The following is a 20,674-nucleotide window of genomic DNA, read 5'->3' as shown; positions in this document are numbered from 1 at the left end:
CAACCTGCCCGCATTTACGAGACGTTAAGAAAAAGATGCTGGTCGAACCGCATAAGGCGAGTCCGGTCAGTCCCCTGGCACCACCCTGCCCACGGTTGTCGACTCCCTCAGGTCATTTGCCGAAGCGATAGAATGCCGGAACGTTCCGCGAACATTTGCCGTTCGGAGACCTGTTGCACTCCGAGGCACCAAACCGGCCGGCCACGACTCTTTTTGCCCCTCCTGAAAGGCGGTATTTTGGGGTGATTCGGATCGGCGGTGGGGCACGCGCCGGTCCGGGGCGGACCTCTGTTCAGGGGGCAACCGCCCTTTCATGGATGCGGCCATAAAGGGGACAAGTGCATGCCGGGGCTGGGCCGGACACGATTGCCGTTTGTGGGGCATGTCGGGAAGATCGCCCTGCTCTCGACCATCCTGTCGCCGGTGGCCGCGAGCCCGGCGCTCGCACAGGCCATCAAATTCGGCTCTGATGGCTCGATCTATTTCGAGCCGCTTCAGGTTGCCGCTCTGTCCGCCTTCGTATCGGCCATCTGCATCGCCGTGGTCTCGGCCGCTGCCCTGATCCGGGCCCGCCGCATGGCCGAAGAGGACCGCGAGCGCCTGCTGCGCGAGAACGCCGACCTGAAGCTCGCCGCCGACCGCACCGAAGCCGCGCTCAACGCCGACGACCAGCGCACGGTGATCTGGGGCTCCCGCGACGAGGCGCCGAAGGTCATGGGTTCGCTGCCGGAAGCATCGGGCGTTCCCCGCAGCCAAGTCGGCTTCCTTGCCTTCGGCCAATGGCTGGAGCCAGCCTCCGCCCAGCTTCTCGAGGCCCGTACCCGCGCCTTGCGCGCCGAGGGCGAGGCTTTCCTCGACGTTCTGACGACCACCAGCGGCGTCCACATCGAGGCGGCCGGACGGGTCAACGGCTCGCGGTGCTTCATCCGTTTCCGAAATCTCACGCGCGAACGGCAGCAATATGCCGAGCTCGCCGAGCGCTTCGAACGCCAGCGGACGCTTGTCGAGACCTTCGAGGGCCTGATCGACAAGGTGCCGATGCCGGCCTGGACGCGCGACAAGGCCGGCCGGCTCGTCTGGGTCAATGCCGCCTATGCGCGCGCCGTCGAAGTCGCCAGCTCGACTCAGGCGGTGGCCGTCGGCGCCGAATTCCTCGATACCGCCGCCCGCAAGGCGATCACGGACAGCCGACAGACGGCTCCCGTGTTCGAAAAGCGCCTGTCGGTCGTGGTGGGCGGAGCCCGCCGGGTGTTCGACGTCGTCGACGTCGAGACGGCTTCCGGCAGCGCCGGCATCGCCACCGACGTGTCCGAGCTGGAGCAGGCGCAGGTGGAACTGCGCCGGACCATCGAAAGCCACGCCCGCACGCTCGACCAGTTGGCCACCGCCGTCGCCATCTTCGGCGCCGACAAGCGGCTCAAGTTCTACAACGCCGCCTATCGTTCGCTGTTCGACCTCGACACCGCCTTCCTCGAATCCGGCCCGGACGATGCCGCCGTGCTCGACCAGTTGCGCGTTTCCCGCAAGCTGCCCGAGCAGGCAGACTTCCGAACCTGGAAGCGCGAGCAGCTCTCGGCCTACCAGGCGATGGAGGCTCGCGAAAGCTGGTGGCACCTGCCCACAGGCCAGACGTTGCGCGTCATCGCCAACCCGCATCCGCAGGGCGGCGTCACCTATGTCTACGAGAACGTCACCGAGCAGATCGAGCTCAAGAGCCGCTACAACGCCCTGACGCGCGTACAGGGCGAAACGCTCGACCATCTGTCGGAAGGCGTGGCGGTGTTCGGCTCCGACGGCCGTCTTCGCCTGTCCAATCCGGCCTTCGGCAGCCTCTGGAAGCTTTCCGACGAGATGCTGGCCGGCCGGCCGCACATCAACGACGTCGTCGGCCATTGTATGGCCGCGCACGGCAATCGCGAGGCGTGGGACCAGGTGCGCCTTGCCGTCGCCGGCCTCGCCGACAGCCGCAACCGCCTGACCGGCCGACTCGACCGTCGCGACGGCGGCGTCATCGACTTCACCACCGTGCCGTTGCCGGACGGCGCGACGCTGATCACCTTCGTCAACGTCACCGACTCGGTGAACGTGGAGCGGGCGCTGACCGAAAAGAACGAGGCGCTCGAAGAAGCCGACCAGCTGAAGAACGCCTTCATCCAGCACGTTTCCTACGAGCTGCGCTCGCCGCTCACCAACATCATCGGCTTCGCGCAACTGCTCGCCGACGACAATGCCGGTCCGCTCAACATCAAGCAGCGGGAATACACCGGCTACATCATGGATTCCTCGACGGCGCTTCTGGCGATCATCAACGACATCCTCGACCTCGCCACAGTCGACGCCGGCATCATGGAGCTGGACCTGGGCTCGGTCGATATCCCCTCGACCGTGGGAGCTGCCACCACCGGCCTCCGCGATCGCATCGCCGAGGCGCACATCGACCTTAAGCTCGACGTTCCCGCCGACATCGGTTCGTTCGTCGCCGACGAGAAGCGTATCCGTCAGGTGCTCTACAACCTCCTGTCCAACGCCATCGCCTTCTCGGACGACGGCGGCATGGTGTCGCTCTCGTGCCGTCGGACCGGCGAGGAAATCTCGTTCACCGTCGAAGACCACGGCCGAGGCATTCCCGACGAGTATCTCCAGGCGGTGTTCGAGCGTTTCGAGAGCCGCACCAACGGCGCCCGCCGACGCGGGCCGGGTCTCGGCCTCTCAATCGTCAAAAGCTTCGTCGAACTGCACAAGGGCAGCGTCGACATCACCTCCAAGATTGGCGTCGGCACTCGGGTCGTCTGCCGGTTGCCGATAAACCCCAGCATCGCCGAAGCGGCCGAGTGAGCGCCGCCGCGATGAGCCCGCAGCTTCGCCGAACCGTGAGCGTCACCGACGAAGCCGGCACGCTTCGCCTTGCCGACGACATCGCCGCCATCGCCCGGCCGGGCGACGTCATCGCCCTTCACGGCGATCTCGGCATGGGAAAAAGCGCCCTGGCGCGTGCCGTCGTCCGGCGCCTTGCCGGCAATCCCGACCTCGAAGTGCCCAGCCCGACCTTCACGCTGCTGCAGAGCTACGAGACCGCCCGCTTTCCCGTCCATCACTTCGATCTCTACCGTCTCGCCGATCCCGACGAGCTCATCGAAATCGGCTTCTCCGAGGCCGTCGGCGAGGGCCTATCGCTGATCGAGTGGCCCGAGCGGGCAGGCGAAGAGTTGCCGGGCGAACGGCTCGACATCGTCATATCCGAGGGAGACGGGTTCAATGGTCGCCGCTTCTCGCTGGAAGCGCACAGCGGCGGCTGGGCGGAGCGGCTTGAGGAGACGTTCGCCGTTCGCGGTCTTCTCGACCGGGCCGGTTTCGCGGGCGCCGAGCGGCGGCATCTGCATGGCGACGCCTCGACACGCAGCTTCGAACGGGCGACGATCGGCAGCGACGCGGCGGTGGTGATGCGCTGGCCAGCCTGGCGCGCCTTCCTGAAGCGGGCCGACGACGACCGCTACGAGGAGATCGTCCACCTCGCCGACAGCCTCTCGGCCTTCTCGGCCATCGCCGACACGTTGCGCCGTCATGGCTTTCGCAGCCCGCGCGTTCTCGACCGCGACGCCGAGCGGCGGCTGATGCTGGTCGAGGATCTCGGCTCGGACGGCATCGTGCGCGATGGCGTGCCAATAACGGAGCGCTACCTCGTCGCCGCCCGGCGGCTTGCCGACCTCGCGGCCATCACCTGGCCGGAGGTCGCCGTCGACGACGCCGGAAACCGCTGGCCAATGCCGCGCTACGATCGGCGGGCCCTGGCAACCGAGGTGGGACTCTTTGCCCTCTGGTACGTGCCGCATTTGACCGGCGCGCCGCTTGGCGCCGATGCCCTCGCCGAGTGGAACGATCTTTGGGACGGGCTTCTTGCCCGTTTCGACGAGGATCAGGGGCGGCTGGTGCTGCGCGACTACCATTCGCCCAACATCCTCTGGCAGGCTTCCGGCGATCCCATCGGATTGATCGACTTCCAGGACGGCCTCCTCGGCTCGCCGGCCTACGATTTCGGGGCTCTCGTCACCGACGCCCGCGTCGACATTCCCGATGACCTCGCGGTGGCGATGACCGCCGCCTATGTCGAACGCCGCCGGGTCCACGATGCCGGCTTCGATGCGGCCGACTTCCTGGAGCGCGCGTCGATCCTCGGTGCGCAGCGAAACGCCAAGATCCTCGGCCGCTTCGTCGAATATGCCGCGCGCACAGGCCGTACCCATCACCTTCGCTTCTTGCCACGCGTGCGCCGCAATCTCGAAAAAGCGCTGGACGACAAGGTTCTCGCCGACGTCAAGCTCTGGTATGAACGGCTCGGACTCGCTGCACGGCCGTGAGCCCGATCTTTCCAATCGCAGAGAGCCCGACCTTTCCAAGATGACCGATGCTGCTTTCCCCTCCGCCTTCCGCCCTCGCCGGGCCATGGTGCTCGCCGCCGGTCGCGGCAAGCGCATGCGTCCGATCACGGCGACCACGCCGAAGCCGCTGGTGGAAGTGCTCGGCCGCAGCTTGATAGACCGGGTCTTCGACCGCCTGACCGAGGCGGGCGTCGAGACGGCGGTGGTCAACGTCCATTACCTCGCCGATCTCGTCGAAGTGCACGTCGGCAAGCGGCGCGACCTGTCCGTCACCGTCTCGGACGAACGCGGCCTGCTGCTCGATACCGGCGGCGGCGTCGTGAAGGCCCTGCCGCACCTCGCCAGCGAGCCATTCTATCATCTCAACTCCGACTCCATCTGGATCGAAGGCGTATCCGCCAACCTGCCCGCCCTGGCGCGCGCCTGGGACGGCGACCGCATGGACGGCCTGCTGCTGCTCGCCCCCATCGTCGGGTCGGTCGGCTATTCCGGCGTCGGCGATTTCGACATGGCCGGTGATGGACGCCTGACACGCCGACGCGAACGCACGGTCGCCCCCTTCGTCTATGCCGGCGCGGCCATTCTCAAGCCCGAGATATTCGCCGATCGTCCGCTGGCGCCCTTCTCGCTCAACCGCGTTTTCGACGACCTGATCGGCAAGGGACGCCTGCATGGCCTTCGGCTGGAAGGTACCTGGCTGCACGTCGGCACGCCCGAAGCGATCAGACAGGCGGAGCGGACCATTCTGACATCGGCGGAGTAGGCAATGACCGGGCGCGTCTTCACCATTCACCCCGGTGCGCCCTTCCTCGCCACGCTGGCCGAAGCGCTTCTCGACGGCCGCCTGTTTGCCGGCCGCGACTATCGGCGCAACCCTCTCGACCTTGCCGACGTCAGCATCTACCTGCCGACCCGACGGGCTGGCGCAGCGCTGAGACAGGCGTTCCGCGACGCCTTCGGTGCTGGGTCGGCAATGCTGCCCCGGATCCTTTCCATATCCGACGTGCTGGAGGCCGAGGACGATCTTCTGGCACCCGAGGCGCTCGATCTGCCGCCGGTGATCGCCGCCGCCGAACGACGCCTGATGCTGGCACGCCTCGTTGCCCGCTGGCGCGAGCGCGTGGCGAGCGATCAGTTGCTGACACCATCCGGCCAGCCGGTCGCCGTGCCGGGGTCACCAGCGGAAGCGCTCAATCTCTCAGCCGACCTTCTCGCCCTGCTGGACCAGGCCGAGCTGGAAGGCGTCGACTGGGGCAAGCTCGGCACCCTGGTTCCGGACGACTATGCGGCTTGGTGGCAGCTGTCGCTCAACTTTCTCAGGATCGCCACCGAGGCGCTGCCGGCCGCCATCGCCGAGCAAGGCCAGATCGGGGCCGGAGCCTTTCATCGCGCCATGGTCGAGGCGACCATTGTCCGCTGGCAGCGCCGGCCGCCGCCTGGTCCAGTGATCATCGCCGGTTCGACCGGTTCGGTGCCGAGCACCGCCGATCTGATGGCGGCGGTACTCTCCCTTGCGGAAGGGGCCGTGGTGATGCCGGGTCTTGCCACCGCCGCGCCGAGCGAAACCATCGCCGCCAGCCTACTTGATTGTGCCCACCCCGAGCACACCATGAACCGGCTCGTAGAACGGCTCGGAATCGAACGGGAAGACGTCGGCGAACTGGGCACGCCGGCGGCGGCACTGGCCGCCCGCGTCGACATCGTCCGTCGGGCTCTGGTGCCGGCCGCCGTCACCGACAGCTGGCCGCAGCACGCCGCCGTTCTCGACGCCGACCCCGAGGGCACCGATGCCGCGCTGGCCGGAGTTTCCCTTGCCGTTGCCGCCAACGAGGCCGAAGAGGCGCTCGCCGCCGCCATCGCTCTCCGCCAATGCCTCGAAAATCCGGATGCGCGATCGATCCTCGTCACGCCGGACCGCACCATCATCCGCCGCGTTGGTGCCGAGCTCGAACGCTTCGGAATCGAGGTGGAGGACACCGCCGGCCAGCCGCTGCCGCAAACGCCCTACGGACAGCTCGTCCTGCTCCTCGTCGAGGCCGCCGCCGAGAATTTCCCGCCGGTGAAGGTGGCGGCCATCCTGGGCCACCCGGAGGCGCGCTTCGGCTGGAGCGCGGCGCGGATTCGGCCGGCCGGGCGCCTGATCGCCCGCAAGGTGCTGCGCGGCCCCCGCCTTGCCGGCGGCGTTCCCGCGATCTCGCAAGCGTTGGGAGCGTTGGTGGAGCAGGCCGAGCCGGGCCGTGACGGTACCGCCCTGTCCGATGCGGTCGCCCTCGCCGCCGCCTTTGGCGATGCCTTGGCGCCGCTCGTCGCGGCAGCGGCCATGCCGGCGCCGACGCTGGCCGAGTTTCTCGGCGCCCTGCGCGAGACGCTGGGTCAGGTCACCCGCCGCGCCGAGGACGACAATGACGAGCCGACCCGGGCGGAACGGCAGCTTCTGTCGATCCTCGATGAGCACCTCCGCGCCCCAGACGCCGGACTGGCGCTCACCGGTACCGATTTCGCGCCCGTCCTGCGGGCGCTGATCGGCAACGTTCTGGTACTGACGCCGAGCCGGAATGCTCGCGTCATGGCAACCGGCCCGATCGAGGCGCGCCTTCTGCCCACCGATCGCCTCGTGCTGGTCGGACTCGACGAAGGCGTCTTCCCGCCGGTCACCGACACCGGCGCCTGGCTGTCGCGGCCGATGCGCGCCGGTCTCGGACTCAGCCCGCCCGAGGTCCGCATCGGCCTGTCCGCGCACGATTTTTCCTCGGCACTCGGCGCACCGGATACGGTCCTGATCCGATCGGCCCGGCGTGGCGGTGCGCCCACCGTGCCAACCCGCTTCCTCCAGCGCCTGACCAGCCTGATCGGTCCGGCACGAACTGAGGCCATGGAAGCGCGCGGCGGCCGCTTCCTCGACTGGGCGCGCCGGCTCGACGACCGGCCGGCGGTCTCGCGCGCGCCGCGGCCGAATCCCGCACCGCCTGTGGCGGCGAGACCGCGCATGCTGCCGGTCACCGACATCGAAACGCTGATCCGCGACCCCTACGCCATCTATGCCAAGCGCGTCCTGAAGCTCAGGCCGCTCGACAGCTTCGGCGAGACGCCCGACTTCGGCACTCGCGGGACGCTCATCCACGACATTCTCGCCGACTTTGCGGCGACCTGGACCGCTCCCTGGGACGAGACAGCCGTCGCGGCGCTGATCGAGCTCGGTCGGGGGCGTTTTTCCGAGGCGCTCGCCGCCCACCCGGAAGTCCACGCGCTCTGGTGGCCGCGCTTTCAGGCGCTGGCCCGTTTCATCGTGCTGGAGTTCGAAGCAAGGCGCGCGCCGCTGGCGCGTCACCCGGAAATCGAAGGCAGTCTGAAGGTAAGCGACGACTTCGCCCTGACCGGCCGAGCCGACCGGGTCGACATCGAAGCCGATGGCCGCGTCACCATCATCGACTTCAAGACGGGCCGGGCGCCCACGGCGGCGCAGATCGCCGCCCAGCTTACGCCGCAGTTGCCGCTTGAAGCGGTCATCGCCCGCCACGGCGGCTTTGCACGCCTGGCGAGCCCGCGCGAGTCGGCCGAACTGGTGCACGTGGTGTTGCGCGGCCTCGAAGGCCGCGACGAGATCGAGAGCTATACCGGTCACGCGCCGCGCGGCGGCGATCCTGTGACGCTGGAGGAGACCATAGCCGAGGCGGAACTGCGCCTGCGTGGCCTCGTTCGCGCCTATGCCGACCCGAAGCGCGGCTACCTGTCGCGCGCACGGCCCTTCCGCAAGACCGACCGCGGCGACTACGACCATCTCGCCCGGGTCAGCGAGTGGAGCATCGAGGACGACGGAGGCGAGGAATGAAAATCCCGGTCGCGACCCGTCGGACGCAGCTTCTCGCCACCGACCCCGAAGCCTCCGCCTTCGTGTCGGCCAATGCCGGCTCGGGCAAAACCTGGGTGCTGACACGGCGGGTGATCCGCCTGTTGCTCGATGGCGTCGACCCCGGCCGCATCCTCTGTCTCACCTTCACCAAGGCGGCGGCGGCCGAGATGTCGGGGCGCATCTTCGACGAGCTCGGCCGCTGGGCGGGGCTCAGCGACGACGACCTGATCGCCGTTCTGTCCGAGCTTGAGGGAAAGCCGGTGCAGCCGGAGCGTCTGGCGCCGGCGCGACGGCTGTTCGCCCGCGCCATCGAAACGCCGGGTGGCCTGAAGATCCAGACCATCCACGCGTTTGCCGAAGCCCTGTTGCAGCGTTTCCCGCTGGAAGCCGGGCTCGACGGCCGCTTCCGCGTCCTCGACGACGCACGCGCCGCCGACCTCTACGCCGAAGCGCGGGCCGAGCTTCTGTCCGCCTGCGCCGCTCATCCCGACAGTCCGGAAGGGCGGGCGCTTTCCGAGCTGGTGGCCATCGCTGGCGACGAAGCGCTCGACCGGGCGCTTTCCGCCGTAGTGGCCGCTCGCGACGAGCTGGCCGCCTTCTTCGGCGGCAAGCCATCGATAAACGAGACGCTGGCCGCTTTGCCAGAGGACCTCGGCGCGCCGGCCGGCGCCAGCCGGGAGAGCCTTGTCGGGGATATGGCAGCCCCGCCGGACTTCTCTGGATCGTTCCTGAGCCGGCTCATCGATGCCCTGGACGCCTCGAAGGCCAAGTCGATGACGACGCTCGCCGAGGGCTTCCGCGCCGCCCTGGCCGCTAGCGACGCCGAGGCGCGTAGGCCGCTCTGGCGCAACCTGTTCCTGACGGCCAAGAGCGAGCCGCGCAAACGCCCCTTCACCAAGGATGTCCTCGATGCGCTGCCGGAGGCGAGCGAGCGTTTCGAACAGGAAGCGCAGCGGCTTGTCGGCCTTGAACGCGCCCTGTCGGCGACGCTTTGGGGGACGCGCAGCGCCGCCCTCCTTCGCCTTGCCGACCGGATGATCGGCCTCATCGAAGCCAAGAAGGCGCGGCTCGGTCTCCTCGACTTCGACGACCTGATCGATCGGGCCGCCACCCTCCTCTCGAATTCGGACGCTACCGAGTGGGTGCAGTACAAGCTCGACGAGGGTCTCGACCACGTGCTCGTCGATGAGGCGCAGGACACCTCGCCGCGCCAATGGCAGATCGTCGAGGCGCTCACCGGCGAATTCTCAGCCGGCGAAGGAGCGCGACCGAACCGGCGGCGAACCGTCTTCGCGGTCGGCGACGAAAAGCAGTCGATCTATTCCTTTCAGGGGGCGGCACCGCATCTGTTCGGCCAGACGCGCAAGACGCTGGGGCGGCGCCTTGCCGCAGCCGGACTGCCGGTTCACGATCTCCGCCTTACCCTGTCCTTCCGCTCGACGGCCGCCGTGGTAGGGGCCGTCGATGCGGTGTTCCGCAATCCCGAAGCGCATGCCGGCCTTTCCACCGACCCCGGCCCGACCGTTCACGAGACGGTGCGCGGCCGCGAGCCCGGTCTCGTCGAGCTGTGGCCGTCCGTCGAGAAGCTGCCGGCGCCACCGCCCGGCAACTGGGAAGATCCTGTCGACGCCACGGCCACGGCCAGTCCCGCCGTGCGTCTTGCCGGCCGCATTGCCGATGAGATCGCCGGCTGGCTGCGCTCGGGCACCCGCCTCCCCGCCACTGGTGCTCCGATCCGGCCCGGCGACATCCTGGTGCTCGTCCGCAAGCGCGGCGCTTTCGTCGAGGCGGTCAACCGGGCCTTGAAGCAGCGCGGCGTGGCGGTGGCCGGTGCCGACCGGCTCGACGTGGTCGGCCACATCGTCACGCAGGACCTGCTGGCCGCAGCCCGCGTCGCACTCCTGCCCGAAGACGACCTGACGCTCGCCACCGTCGCCAAGTCGCCACTCGTCGGGCTTTCGGAGGAGGCGCTGTTCCGCCTTGCCCACGGCCGATCCGGACGTCTCTGGGACGCCGTCCGGCGACAGGCGGCCGAGGGGGACGCCGACGCCGAACGGTTGCGAGCCACCGTCGCGCTCTGGATGAACCGGGCCGACCGGGGCGAGCCCTTCGCCTTCCTGTCGCGACTCGTCGGTCCCGATGGCGGGCGTGCGACCTATCGCGCCCGCTTCGGCCGCGAAGCCGACGAAGTGATCGACGAGCTACTGACGCTGGCGCTGGTCTACGAAGGTGAGGAGACGGCCGGGCTCAACGGCTTCGTCGACCGGCTCGCCAAAGGGGGCGAACTGATCCGCCGCGAACTCGACGCCGAACGCGACGAGGTTCGCGTCATGACGGTGCACGGCTCGAAGGGCCTGGAAGCGCCCATCGTGTTCCTGATCGACCCCGGCGACAAACCGGCCAGCGAGAAGAACCTGCCCGACGTGCTGGCGGTGGGCGACGGTCCCAACCCGCCGATCGTCTGGCGCCAGGGAGGAGCCTTCCGTCCGGCGCCGGTGGAAGCGGCAGCTTCGGCCTTCATCACCGCGCAGGAGGAGGAATACAAGCGCCTGCTCTATGTCGGGCTGACGCGCGCCCGGGACCGGCTGATCGTCGCCGGGCTGAAAGGCGCCGAAGAGGGAGCCGATCGCCGCTGGCACGGGCTGGTCGAAGCGGCGCTCGGAACCGATGCCGAGGTGGTGAAGGATGCCGAAGGCACCGTTGTCGCCTGGCGATGGCATGCACCTGACGAAGATCCGCCCGCCCCGCCGAAGCCAGCCAAAGCGGGTATCGGCGAGCCCGAGCCGCTACCCGGATGGCTGGCCCGCAAGGTCGCCGACGCCGCTCCTGAACCGACAAGGGTTGCGCCATCGCGCGCTGCGCCGACGAGCCGGAGCGGCGGGCCGGGAACGACCTTCGATCCGGCGGCTGCGGCCCGTGGCATCTTGCTGCACCGCCTGTTCGAGCTTCTGCCCGACATCGAGCCTACCGCCCGCACCGCCGCCGCCGACAGTTATCTCGCCCGTCTCCTGCCGGACCTTTCGGACGGGGAACGGACCACGCTGGTCGAGAGCATCGTGGCCCTGATGGCCCGGCCGGACCTCATGCTGCTGTTCTCTCCGGCCGCCCGAGCCGAGGCGGCGATCGTCGGAAGCGTGACGACCGCCGGCGGGAAGTCGATTTCCATCGGCGGCAATGTCGACCGCCTTCTGGTCGAACCGGGAGCCGTGACCATCGTCGACTACAAGACGGCGGCGCATCCGCCGCGCACGGTTCCGCAGAGATACGTCCTGCAGCTTGCTCTCTATCGTGCCGTGCTCGGGCGCCTCTGGCCCGACCGGCCGGTTCGGGCCGCCATTCTCTGGACGGTCACGGCGCGGTTCGACGAGGTGGCGGAGGACACATTGGACGCGACGCTCGCCGCCTATCTCGAGGACTTGGATGCCGGCGGCGAGCCAATCGATCACAAAAGCGAAATCGGCGATTGACCCTGAAGCAAAAATCCGTTGGGCGGCCGCTCTAAGGCTTTGTTTTATCGAGGAGCGATTTCGAGTGCGGCTGGCGGCACCCACCGCCCATGCTTCAGCCGCGCTTGACGCTGAAGGGTCCGCTCCTTAGCTTTCTGGCAACAGGCGCGGCCCGACGATGAGTCGGCGCCGCGTCGTCCATCTTGCGAGGTCCGTCATGTCGACCAAGAAAGTCACCGACCAGTCGTTTCCCACCGACGTGCTTGCCTCGTCGACGCCCGTCCTCGTCGATTTCTGGGCCGAGTGGTGCGGCCCCTGCCGCATGATCGCTCCGGCGCTCGACGAAATCGCCGGCGAGCTCGACGGCAAGATCACCATCGCCAAGCTCAATATCGACGAGAACGGCAATACGGCGATGAAGTACGGCGTCCGCTCCATTCCGACGCTGATCATCTTCAAGGATGGCGAGCCTGCCGCCATGAAGGTGGGAGCCGCTCCGAAAAGCGACCTCGCCGCCTGGATCAAGGCCGCCATCTGACAGTTTTTGAGCTTTGAAAAGACAAACCCCGGTTCCGCGTCGCGGAACCGGGGTTTTTCGTTGGAAGCGGGTTCAGCCGGTTGGAAGCGCGTTCACCCGGCCAGCCTCAGGTCTCCGACCCACTCGTAGATCTCCTCGGCCTTGCAAGAGCAGCCGCAGGAACCCGCTCTCGAACAGGCGGCGCCGGCCGCCAGCGGACGTATCTTGCCCTTGGCGACCCAGAGATCCAGCACGGCGCGGACGGCATCCTCGCCGGCATCGAAGTGCACGGCGACGTCGGAGAGGGACGCGTTGCCCCGCTCCTTGAGATAATCGCGGACGGTGGAGGGCGTCATCATGGGCATCACTCCGCGGGCTGCGCGGCGAGCGAACGCCCGCGCGCCCGGCCGGCCATCCACATGGCGGCAACGCCGGCTGCAAAAATGACGGCGGCCATCAGCAACCAACGGGTGGAACTGGCAGGATGGGCGGCAAACGTCGCCGCCTGATAGAACGACACGGCGGCGAGATAGCCGACGGCGGTCGTCCAGACGGCCGCGAAGGCCGTCCACTTGCCACCGATCTCGTGACGCATGGCACCGAGCGCCGCGACGCATGGCGTATAGAGCAGGATCAGCAGCATGTAGGAGAAGGCTGCGGCGGTCCCACCGAAATGGGACTGCATGGCGCCAAACACCGAGCCGTCGACCTCCAGTTCCTGGGCAGCGGCGGCACTGTCGTCGACGTAGCCGACATTGATCCCGAGCGGATCGACGAGACTGCCACCAAGCGCCCCGAGGTTTTCGGGGATGGTCGCGAGCGCGCCGAGAAGCTTGCCGCCGAGACCGACCGCTTCCTCAGTGGTCGCAGCGCCTTCGGCAGCGGCGGGCGCCGCCCCTTCCGTACCGACTTGCTCGTAGAGGGCGTTGAGCGTGCCGATCACCGCTTCCTTGGCGAAAATGCCGGTGAACAGGCCGACCGCGGCCGGCCAGTTGTCGCGGGTCACACCCATCGGCTCGAACACCGGAACCAGTTCCTGGCTGACGACTGCCAACACGCTGCCGCGGGTGTTGTCGCGGTTCACGCTGCCATCGGTGCCGATCGCCGACAGGAAGGACAGCACCATGACGATCGGGACGATCACCTGACCGGCGCGGAGGATGAACTCGCGCAGACGCTGCCATGCCTGAACGGCGACGGAGCGGATGGTGGGAATGTGGTAGGGCGGCAGCTCCATGACGAAGCGGGTCGGCTCGCCGTCGAGCAGCGTCGACTTCAGGACGAGGCCGGTCAGCACCGCGAAGGCGAGGCCAACGATGTAGAGGCCGAACACGATGTTCTGGCCGCTCACCGGGAAGAAGGCAGCCGCGAACAGCGCGAACACCGGCAGGCGGGCACCGCAGGACATGAAGGGCGCCATCAGCGACGTCATGATGCGGTCGCGGCGGCTCTCAAGGGTTCGCGTCGCCATGATGGCCGGCACGTTGCAGCCGAAGCCGACGATCAGCGGCACGAAGGACTTGCCCGGCAGGCCGATGGCCCGCATGGCGCGGTCCATGACGAAAGCAGCGCGGGCCATGTAGCCGGAGTCCTCGAGGAAGGACAGGAACAGGAACAGACAGGCGATGATCGGCACGAATGTCGACACCGTCTGGATGCCCGAACCGAAGCCGACCAGAGCCGCCTCGACGATGGGAGGCGTACCGAGGGCGGCTAGCAGCCCGCCCAAGCCGTCGACGAAGACGGCGCCGAACGCCTGGTCGAAGAAATCGATGAAGGCTCCGCCCACCGAGATGGTGAACAGGAACATCAGATACATGGCGAACAGGAAGATCGGGACGCCCAGCACACGATTGAGGACGACGCGGTCGATCATCTGCGACATTGAAGCGGACAACCGCTGCGTCCGCCGAAAGACGCCGGCCATCAGCTCGCCGATGAAGCGATAGCGGCCGTCGGCGATGACGATGTCGGCATCCTCGCCGGTCGCCGCTTCGATGGCGGCACGGGCGTTGGCGACATCGGTAGCCAGGCTTGGCCCGGCTATGGTCTCTGCGAGGGTATCGCCTTCGATCAGCTTCAGCGCCACCCAGGCGGGATCGGCCTTCGCGTCACGGGCGGCGTCGGCGACGAGCGGAGCTAGCTTCGCGACGGCTGCGACGACGGCGGGATCCTGTTCGGGGCGGGCAATCGGCCTCGCTCCAGCGCGGGCGGCCTCGATGATCGCCGACTTGAGGGCGTCACGACGACCTTGATGGCCATGGTGATGCCCGTGGTGGGCGTGTTCGTGACGACCAAGCCCACGCGTTGCGATCGTTGGAATGACTGGGCAGCCGAGCCGCTTCGACAGCTCGTCGATGTCGATCTCCACGCCATCCGCCTTCGCCATGTCCATCATGTTGAGGACGACCAGCATGGGCACGCCGAGCTCGATGAGCTGTGTGGTGAGGTAGAGATTGCGCTCCAGGTTGGACGCATCGACGATGTTGAGGACGAGATCGGCCTCGCCGGACATGACGAAATCGCGCGCAACGCGCTCATCCTGCGAACCGGCATCGGCACTGCCGATCAGGTAGACACCCGGCAGGTCGACCACGTCGACGGGCTGGTCTTCGAGGAGAAAGCGGCCGACACGCTTTTCGACGGTAACGCCCGGCCAGTTGCCGACCTTTTGCGTCGCGCCCGTCAGAGCATTGAACAGGGTGGACTTGCCGCAGTTGGGATTACCGACGACGGCAACAACGAGAGGCTTTCCCGTGACCATCATACGGCCTCCAGCTCCAGGATGGCCGCTTCGGATTTGCGAAGGGTCAGCGTGAAATTGCGAACGGAAATTTCAACCGGGTCGCCGAGCGGTGCCTTACGCCGGACTTCCAGCACCGCGCCAGGGGTAAGGCCCATGGCGAGCAGGCGCTGCCGGTAGCCACGATCGCCGGCCACCAGGCCAGTGACGCGGGCACTGTCACCCGGCTTCATCGTCTCGATCGAAAGGCCCATTCTCGCGCACTCCGCCAGTGGCGCGCCCAACCGGATGATCCGGCCGGCAGCATCGACACTGCAACTCACTCTCAACTGTATATGTCCTCGTGCTTATGCCTCTCAATTCGTATTCGACCTTAGGCTTAACGAATGTCACGGAGGTCGCTTGATAACTTCAGCGAGTTCGGTGGCGATGCATTGGCAAACGCGGCAGTACAATCGGCCTGGTCTCGTGTAGAAACCGCCGGCGCCTGCCGGCGGTGGAATACGTAGGGTCGAAAGGGAGCTGGAAATCCAGCTTCTCGAGGATTAAACTTGCTTTCTGTGGTGGACTTTGAACTGCGGCGCCTCGCAAAGAAAAGAGCGCGATCGACATCGCGTAGATAAACCGATTAATTTTCTGACGAATACTGTCCGGCCCGTTGCGAGAAATACCGCTAATCACCAACCACAGGGGCCAGGAAAAAAGGCGCCGCCGAACTCAAGTTTCGGGGATTTCTGCTTTAGCAGCAGTAAGTTGCCGAAAGATGAGACGAAAGAGGACCATTGGTGGCGTAGCCGGTGCTCTGCAAAAAACGCATAGCAGTAAAACCTTCGCATTTTCACGTAGTCCCCGGTTGAGTACTTACGACAAAGCTCAGCCACACCTCTATAACGGCAGAAGGGTCCATCGGTAACAACACCGAAGCCCAAGTAAGTTTCGTATAGTTTTGACTGAAATCAAGGTCAAAACTCCATCGGCAGCTGAACATCGGCGTACGTTGCCCGAACCTCGACCAGTGACTGATCGGACGAGGGCGGACAGGAACACCAGATGCAGCAGGACGGATGCAGCAAATGAGCGCGAAATATCCAGGTCTTCCCACGGTCATCAACGGCAACGGCGCCGTTGCCCATGTCATGGGCCACGTATGCGGCGGCGTCATCGGCTACCCGATCACGCCCTCGACCGAAATTTCCGAAATCTATGAGAGCTTCCGCGCTGGCGGCGGCTGCAACGTCTGGGGCCGCCACCCCTTCTTCTACGAGCCGGAAGGTGAGCATTCGGCCCAGTCGGGCGCCCTCGGCGCGGCGCTGACCGGTGGCAAGTTCATCTCCAACGCCTCGTCCTCGCAGGGCATCCTCTACGGCCTCGAGTCGCATTACGTGACCGTCGGCAAGAAGGCCGGCGGCTTCGTGCTGCAGGTGGCCGCCCGCGTGGTGTCGAAGCATTCGCTCAACGTCATGGCCGGCCATGACGACGTCTACTCGCTGCTGCCCACCGGCTACACCATCCTGTTCGGCGCCAACCCGCAGGAAGCGGCCGATCTCGCCGCCATCTCCTACAAGGTGTCCGCGCTGTCGCTGGTGCCGGTCGCCAACTCGATGGACGGCTTTGCGACCTCGCACATGCTGTCGGAAGCCAAGATGCCGGAACCGGCGATGCTGAAGGAATTCCTCGGCGATCCCACCGGCCGCATCAAGTGCCCGACCGTCGCCCAGGAAATCCTGTTCGGCGCCAAGGGCCGCGCCTACCAGCTGCGTCAGTGGCTGGTGCGCAAGAAGGACACCTTCGTCGCCGCCGACGCCACCTCGCTCAAGGCCTACATTGACGCCAACGAAGAGGCCATCGAGGCCGACAACGAGGGCAAGCTGATCGAAGCCGCCGCCAAGTGGGTTCCGGCCGAGCTCAAGGGCCAGTTCAAGCGCCAGTGGCTGAACGCCTGGGAAAAGGGCACCCGCCAGCTCGTCCCGGCGCTGGTCGACATCCACAACCCCGGCCTGACCGGTGGCGTGCAGAACCAGCCCGATTTCCAGTCCGGTGCCGCCGACCATCGCACCCACTTCGTCGTGGACGTGCCGAAGTTCGTCAAGCAGGCCATGGACGAGTACGGTGAGCTGACCGGCCGCCACTATTCGCCGGTCATGACCTACAAGACCGAAGACGCCGACTACGTCATGATCGGCCTCGGCTCGGTCACCGACGACGTCGAAGCCGTTGTCGACTATCTGCGTTCGAAGGGCCGCAAGGTCGGTTCGATCGCCATCAAGCTGCTGCAGCCGTTCCCGGAAGCCGAGCTGATCGCTGCCATCGCCGGCAAGAAGGCCGTCACGGTGCTCGAGCGCTCGGACGACACCGCCCTGACCGGCTTCGTCACGCAGGCCCTGTTCAAGGCCCGCGAGAACGCCGACGGCGGCCGTCACGAGGGCATCCCCGCCATCGACAAGCTGCCCAAGGTCACCACGGCCATCTTCGGCCTCGGCGGTCATGACCTGCAGTCGCGTCACATCGTCGCCGCCTTCGACAACATGGAAGCGGCCCGCAACAACCCGTTCGTCTACCTCGGCTCGCAGTTCTTCTCGAAGAACCCGAATGCCCGCATGAGCGAAGTCCAGGCCAAGCTCAAGGCTGCCTATCCGCAGACCGAGTTCATGGCGCTGGAGACGGGCGAGAACCCCCGCCTGCTGCCTGACGATGCCTTCCGCGTCCGCTTCCACTCGGTGGGCGGTTACGGCACCATCGCCACCGGCAAGCTCCTGACCGATATCCTGGCCGGCGCCCTCGGCCTCTACTCCAAGGCCGCCCCCAAGTACGGCTCGGAGAAGTCCGGCGCGCCCACCAACTACTACATCACCCTGTCTCCGGAGCCGGTGAAGATCACCAACGCCGAGATCGAGGACGTCGAGATCGTCATCTCGCCGGACCACAAGGTCTTCGCGCACTCCAACCCGCTGCGCGGTCTCGCCAAGGGTGGCACGTTCATCCTGCAGACGTCGAAGTCGCCGCTTGAAGCCTGGCTCGACATGCCGGCTTCGGCCCGCAAGACGATCCGCGACAAGGAGATCAAGTTCCTGGTGGTCGACGCCTTCGCCGTCGCCAGCAAGAACGCTCCGTCGCCGGAACTCGCCACCCGCATGATGGGCATCGCCTTCATCGGCGCGCTCTGCGGCCATGAGAAGCGGATCACCGCCGGTGCCGACCGCGCCGCCATCCTGGAGAAGGTGCGTCAGCAGATCTCCAAGAAGTTCGGCGCCAAGGGTGACGCCGTCGTTGCCGGCAACATGGCGGTCATCGCCGAGGGTGCCGAGGCAACCCACGAAGTCGCCTACAACGACCCGGCCTTCAAGGCTGCCGAGGCCGACGCCCCGGTGACCCAGGCTCGTTCGGTGGCGGTCTCCGCCTCGATGTGCAGCCTCGACATCAGCTCGCCGGCCGGCATCTTCGACAACGAGTACTACGAGGACATGCTCGCCGGTCCGTTCAAGGATGGCACCATCGGCGAATCGCCGGTTCTGCCGGGCACCGGCATGTTCATGCCGGCCGGTTCCGCCGCCATGAAGGACAAGGGCCTCTTCCGCCGGCAGGTGCCGGTGTTCGATGCCGAGAAGTGCACGGCCTGCCTTGAGTGCACGCTGGTCTGCCCCGACGCCGCCATGCCGTCGACGGTGCATGAGATCGACGATCTTGTTGCCACCGCCGCTCGTCAGATCGACGTTTCGGAAGCCCGCCGCGCCGAGCTCGTCGCCAAGGCTCCGGCCATCGCCACTGCCATCCGCGAAGTCTACAAGGCTCAGCCGAAGGCCCGCGCCTTCCATGAGATCTTCGCCCAGGTGGCGCCCGGCATCGCCGCCGGCAACGCGTCGCTCGCTCTCGACTTCGACAAGATGACGACGGTTCTCGCCAACTTCCCGGTTGCGCGCACCCGTCTGTTCTTCGATCAGGCCGAGAAGAAGGTGCCCGGTTCCGGTGCTCTCTACTCGGTCGGCCTCGACCCGTGGAAGTGCTCGGGCTGTCTCGAATGCACCACCGTCTGTGGTTCCGACGCTCTGGTTCAGACCGAGCAGGACGACGCGCTCCTCGAGACGCTGCAGGCTCGCTTCGAGTTCCTGACCAAGACGGCCAACACCCCGTCTCGCTTCACCGAGCAGCTGACTGGCGCCAACGCCAAGCGCCTCATCCTCGACCGTGACAACTACTATGCCATGACCGGTGGTCACGGCGGTTGCCGCGGCTGCGGCGAGGTGACGGCGTTGCGCCTGATCATGGCGGCGAACAATGCTCTCCAGGGCCGCGCCCGCAAGGAGCACATCGCCGAGGTCGAGGCGCTGATCGCCAAGATCGAGACCAAGCTGTCGACGCTGACCGACGAGGGTCGTATCGCCCGTCTGAAGTCGTCGCTTGAGACGATCAATCACCACCTCTTCCTGCTGGAGAGCGGTCCGACGGGCGAAGGCCCGGCTGCCGCGGTGATTGCCAACTCGACCGGCTGTTCGAGCGTGTACTCCTCGACCTTCCCGTACAACCCCTACCGCGATCCGTGGGTGAACAGCCTGTTCCAGGATGCCCCCGCGCTCGCCAAGGGCATCTACGAAGGTATCGCGGCCGACGTGCTGGTGAACTTCAGGGCCATGCGCGTCGCCGAGCTGGAGCTCGACGACAAGTATGAGCCGGCGGTTCACGACAAGGCCTTCCGGACCTTTGCCTGGGAAGACTTCACCGAGACCGAACTCGGCCGCCTGCCGACCGTGTTCTCGATCGGCGGCGACGGCGCCACCTACGACATCGGCTTCGGCGCGCTGTCGCGGTTGCTGTCGACCAAGACGCCGATCAAGGTGATCGTGGTCAACACCGGCGTGTACTCCAACACCGGTGGTCAGGCCTCGACCTCCTCGCTGATCGGTCAGGACTCCGACCTCGCCCGCTATGGCGCGGCGCATGCCGGCAAGACCGACAACCGCAAGGAACTCGGCCTGATCGCCGCCTTCCACCCGGCGGTGATGGTGGTGCAGACCGCCACCTCCATCCAGGGGCACTTCCTGAAGAACGTCCTCTCCGCCCTGTCGCGGACGACGTCTCCGGCCATCATCGACGTCTACACGCCTTGCCAGGGCGAGCAGGGCATCGGTGACGACGTGTCGAGCGAGCATGCCCGCCTCGCCGTCGAGAGCCGCACCAGCCCGGTCTACGTCCACAATCCGGACGGCGGCTCGGTGCTGAAGGAGCGCTTCTCGCTGGACGGCAACCCCGACGTCGAGCAGGACTGGACGACCCTCGTCCTGACCTACAAGGACGCCGACGGCAACGAGCAGACGAAGGAAGTGCCGCTGACCCCGGCTCACTTCGCTCACCAGGAAGGCCGCTTCAAGAAGCAGTTCACCGGCAAGCCGCTTGCCGATGACGTCAACAATGCCGTGTCGATCGACGAGTTCATCGACCTCAGCGAAGAAGAGCGGGTCGGCAAGATCCCGTTCATCTGGGAAGTCAAGAAGGGCAAGCTCATCCGCTTCCCGGTTCCGGCCCAGATCGTTCGCCTGGTCGAGGAACGCCGCCGCTTCTGGCGCACCCTGCAGAACCTGGCCGGCATCGACGCCGCCAAGCTCGACGAGGCCCATCAGGCCGAACTCGACGCCCTGCAGAGCCGCTACGACGAGGCCGTTGCCGAGATCGAAGCGCTGAAGGGTGCTGCGAGCAGCGCCGCCGAGTAATCGGCTTCCAACTCGAAGACAATTGGGCCGCCGGGCAACC

10 protein-coding genes are annotated in these 20,674 nt (G+C 66.8%); 7 read left to right on the top strand and 3 right to left on the bottom strand.

What is annotated here, in order from left to right:
- The first annotated feature begins 342 nt into the window (after window positions 1–342).
- The 6 genes from QQZ18_RS19085 (at window position 343) to trxA (ending at window position 12,210) form a co-directional block, all read left to right on the top strand.
- Window positions 343–2,835 (top strand): PAS domain-containing sensor histidine kinase, encoded by a 2,493-nt coding sequence (locus tag QQZ18_RS19085; protein ID WP_284542537.1) that lies wholly within the window; start codon window positions 343–345, stop codon window positions 2,833–2,835.
- Entirely contained in the window at window positions 2,832–4,355 is a 1,524-nt protein-coding gene (tsaE, locus tag QQZ18_RS19080) for a tRNA (adenosine(37)-N6)-threonylcarbamoyltransferase complex ATPase subunit type 1 TsaE (protein ID WP_284542536.1), read from the top strand. Before QQZ18_RS19085 ends, tsaE begins: the two co-directional genes overlap by 4 nt.
- 40 nt (window positions 4,356–4,395) lie before the next feature.
- Window positions 4,396–5,139, top strand: a complete 744-nt coding sequence (locus QQZ18_RS19075) for a nucleotidyltransferase family protein (protein ID WP_284542585.1) — start codon at window positions 4,396–4,398, stop codon at window positions 5,137–5,139.
- 3 nt (window positions 5,140–5,142) lie between these two features.
- The gene (addB, locus tag QQZ18_RS19070) at window positions 5,143–8,205 is read left to right on the top strand and encodes a double-strand break repair protein AddB (RefSeq protein ID WP_284542535.1); all 3,063 of its coding nucleotides are present in this window, start codon (window positions 5,143–5,145) and stop codon (window positions 8,203–8,205) included.
- Window positions 8,202–11,693: a double-strand break repair helicase AddA gene (gene addA, locus QQZ18_RS19065; RefSeq protein ID WP_284542534.1), complete on the top strand. Its 3,492-nt coding sequence runs from the start codon at window positions 8,202–8,204 to the stop codon at window positions 11,691–11,693. Before addB ends, addA begins: the two co-directional genes overlap by 4 nt.
- Window positions 11,694–11,889: 196 nt before the next feature.
- Window positions 11,890–12,210, top strand: a complete 321-nt coding sequence (trxA, locus tag QQZ18_RS19060) for a thioredoxin TrxA (RefSeq protein WP_284542533.1) — start codon at window positions 11,890–11,892, stop codon at window positions 12,208–12,210.
- Window positions 12,211–12,302: 92 nt separating this feature from the next.
- Here the strand turns inward: trxA and QQZ18_RS19055 are convergent, their stop codons facing one another.
- The 3 genes from QQZ18_RS19055 to QQZ18_RS19045 are packed head-to-tail and all read right to left on the bottom strand — an operon-like array spanning window position 12,303 to window position 15,186.
- Entirely contained in the window at window positions 12,303–12,548 is a 246-nt protein-coding gene (locus QQZ18_RS19055) for a FeoC-like transcriptional regulator (RefSeq protein ID WP_284542532.1), read from the bottom strand.
- 5 nt (window positions 12,549–12,553) lie between these two features.
- Entirely contained in the window at window positions 12,554–14,956 is a 2,403-nt protein-coding gene (gene feoB / locus QQZ18_RS19050) for a Fe(2+) transporter permease subunit FeoB (protein WP_284542531.1), read from the bottom strand.
- A complete protein-coding gene (locus tag QQZ18_RS19045; RefSeq protein WP_284542530.1) occupies window positions 14,953–15,186 on the bottom strand; it encodes a FeoA family protein in 234 nt (77 codons plus the stop codon). Before QQZ18_RS19045 ends, feoB begins: the two co-directional genes overlap by 4 nt.
- Before the next feature lie 819 nt (window positions 15,187–16,005).
- Between QQZ18_RS19045 and QQZ18_RS19040 the strand changes: the two genes are divergently transcribed.
- Window positions 16,006–20,634, top strand: coding sequence for a 2-oxoacid:acceptor oxidoreductase family protein (locus QQZ18_RS19040; RefSeq protein ID WP_284542529.1), 4,629 nt, complete (start codon window positions 16,006–16,008; stop codon window positions 20,632–20,634).
- The last annotated feature ends 40 nt before the right edge of the window (window positions 20,635–20,674 follow it).

Origin of the sequence: Pleomorphomonas sp. T1.2MG-36, from assembly GCF_950100655.1 — a bacterium.
Lineage (GTDB): Bacteria > Pseudomonadota > Alphaproteobacteria > Rhizobiales > Pleomorphomonadaceae > Pleomorphomonas.
Note: the sequence above shows the minus strand (reverse complement) of the source record. Positions and strands in the feature narration are given on the sequence as shown.

What these genes read in the sequence shown, in the direction of transcription:
- QQZ18_RS19085 (WP_284542537.1), top strand. Translation starts at nt 343, where the DNA reads ATGCCGGGGCTGGGCCGGACACGATTGCCGTTTGTGGGGCATGTCGGG.
- QQZ18_RS19075 (WP_284542585.1), top strand. Translation starts at nt 4,396, where the DNA reads ATGACCGATGCTGCTTTCCCCTCCGCCTTCCGCCCTCGCCGGGCCATG.
- addB (WP_284542535.1), top strand. Translation starts at nt 5,143, where the DNA reads ATGACCGGGCGCGTCTTCACCATTCACCCCGGTGCGCCCTTCCTCGCC.
- addA (WP_284542534.1), top strand. Translation starts at nt 8,202, where the DNA reads ATGAAAATCCCGGTCGCGACCCGTCGGACGCAGCTTCTCGCCACCGAC.
- trxA (WP_284542533.1), top strand. Translation starts at nt 11,890, where the DNA reads ATGTCGACCAAGAAAGTCACCGACCAGTCGTTTCCCACCGACGTGCTT.
- QQZ18_RS19055 (WP_284542532.1), bottom strand. Translation starts at nt 12,548, where the DNA reads ATGATGACGCCCTCCACCGTCCGCGATTATCTCAAGGAGCGGGGCAAC.
- feoB (WP_284542531.1), bottom strand. Translation starts at nt 14,956, where the DNA reads ATGATGGTCACGGGAAAGCCTCTCGTTGTTGCCGTCGTCGGTAATCCC.
- QQZ18_RS19045 (WP_284542530.1), bottom strand. Translation starts at nt 15,186, where the DNA reads ATGGGCCTTTCGATCGAGACGATGAAGCCGGGTGACAGTGCCCGCGTC.
- QQZ18_RS19040 (WP_284542529.1), top strand. Translation starts at nt 16,006, where the DNA reads ATGAGCGCGAAATATCCAGGTCTTCCCACGGTCATCAACGGCAACGGC.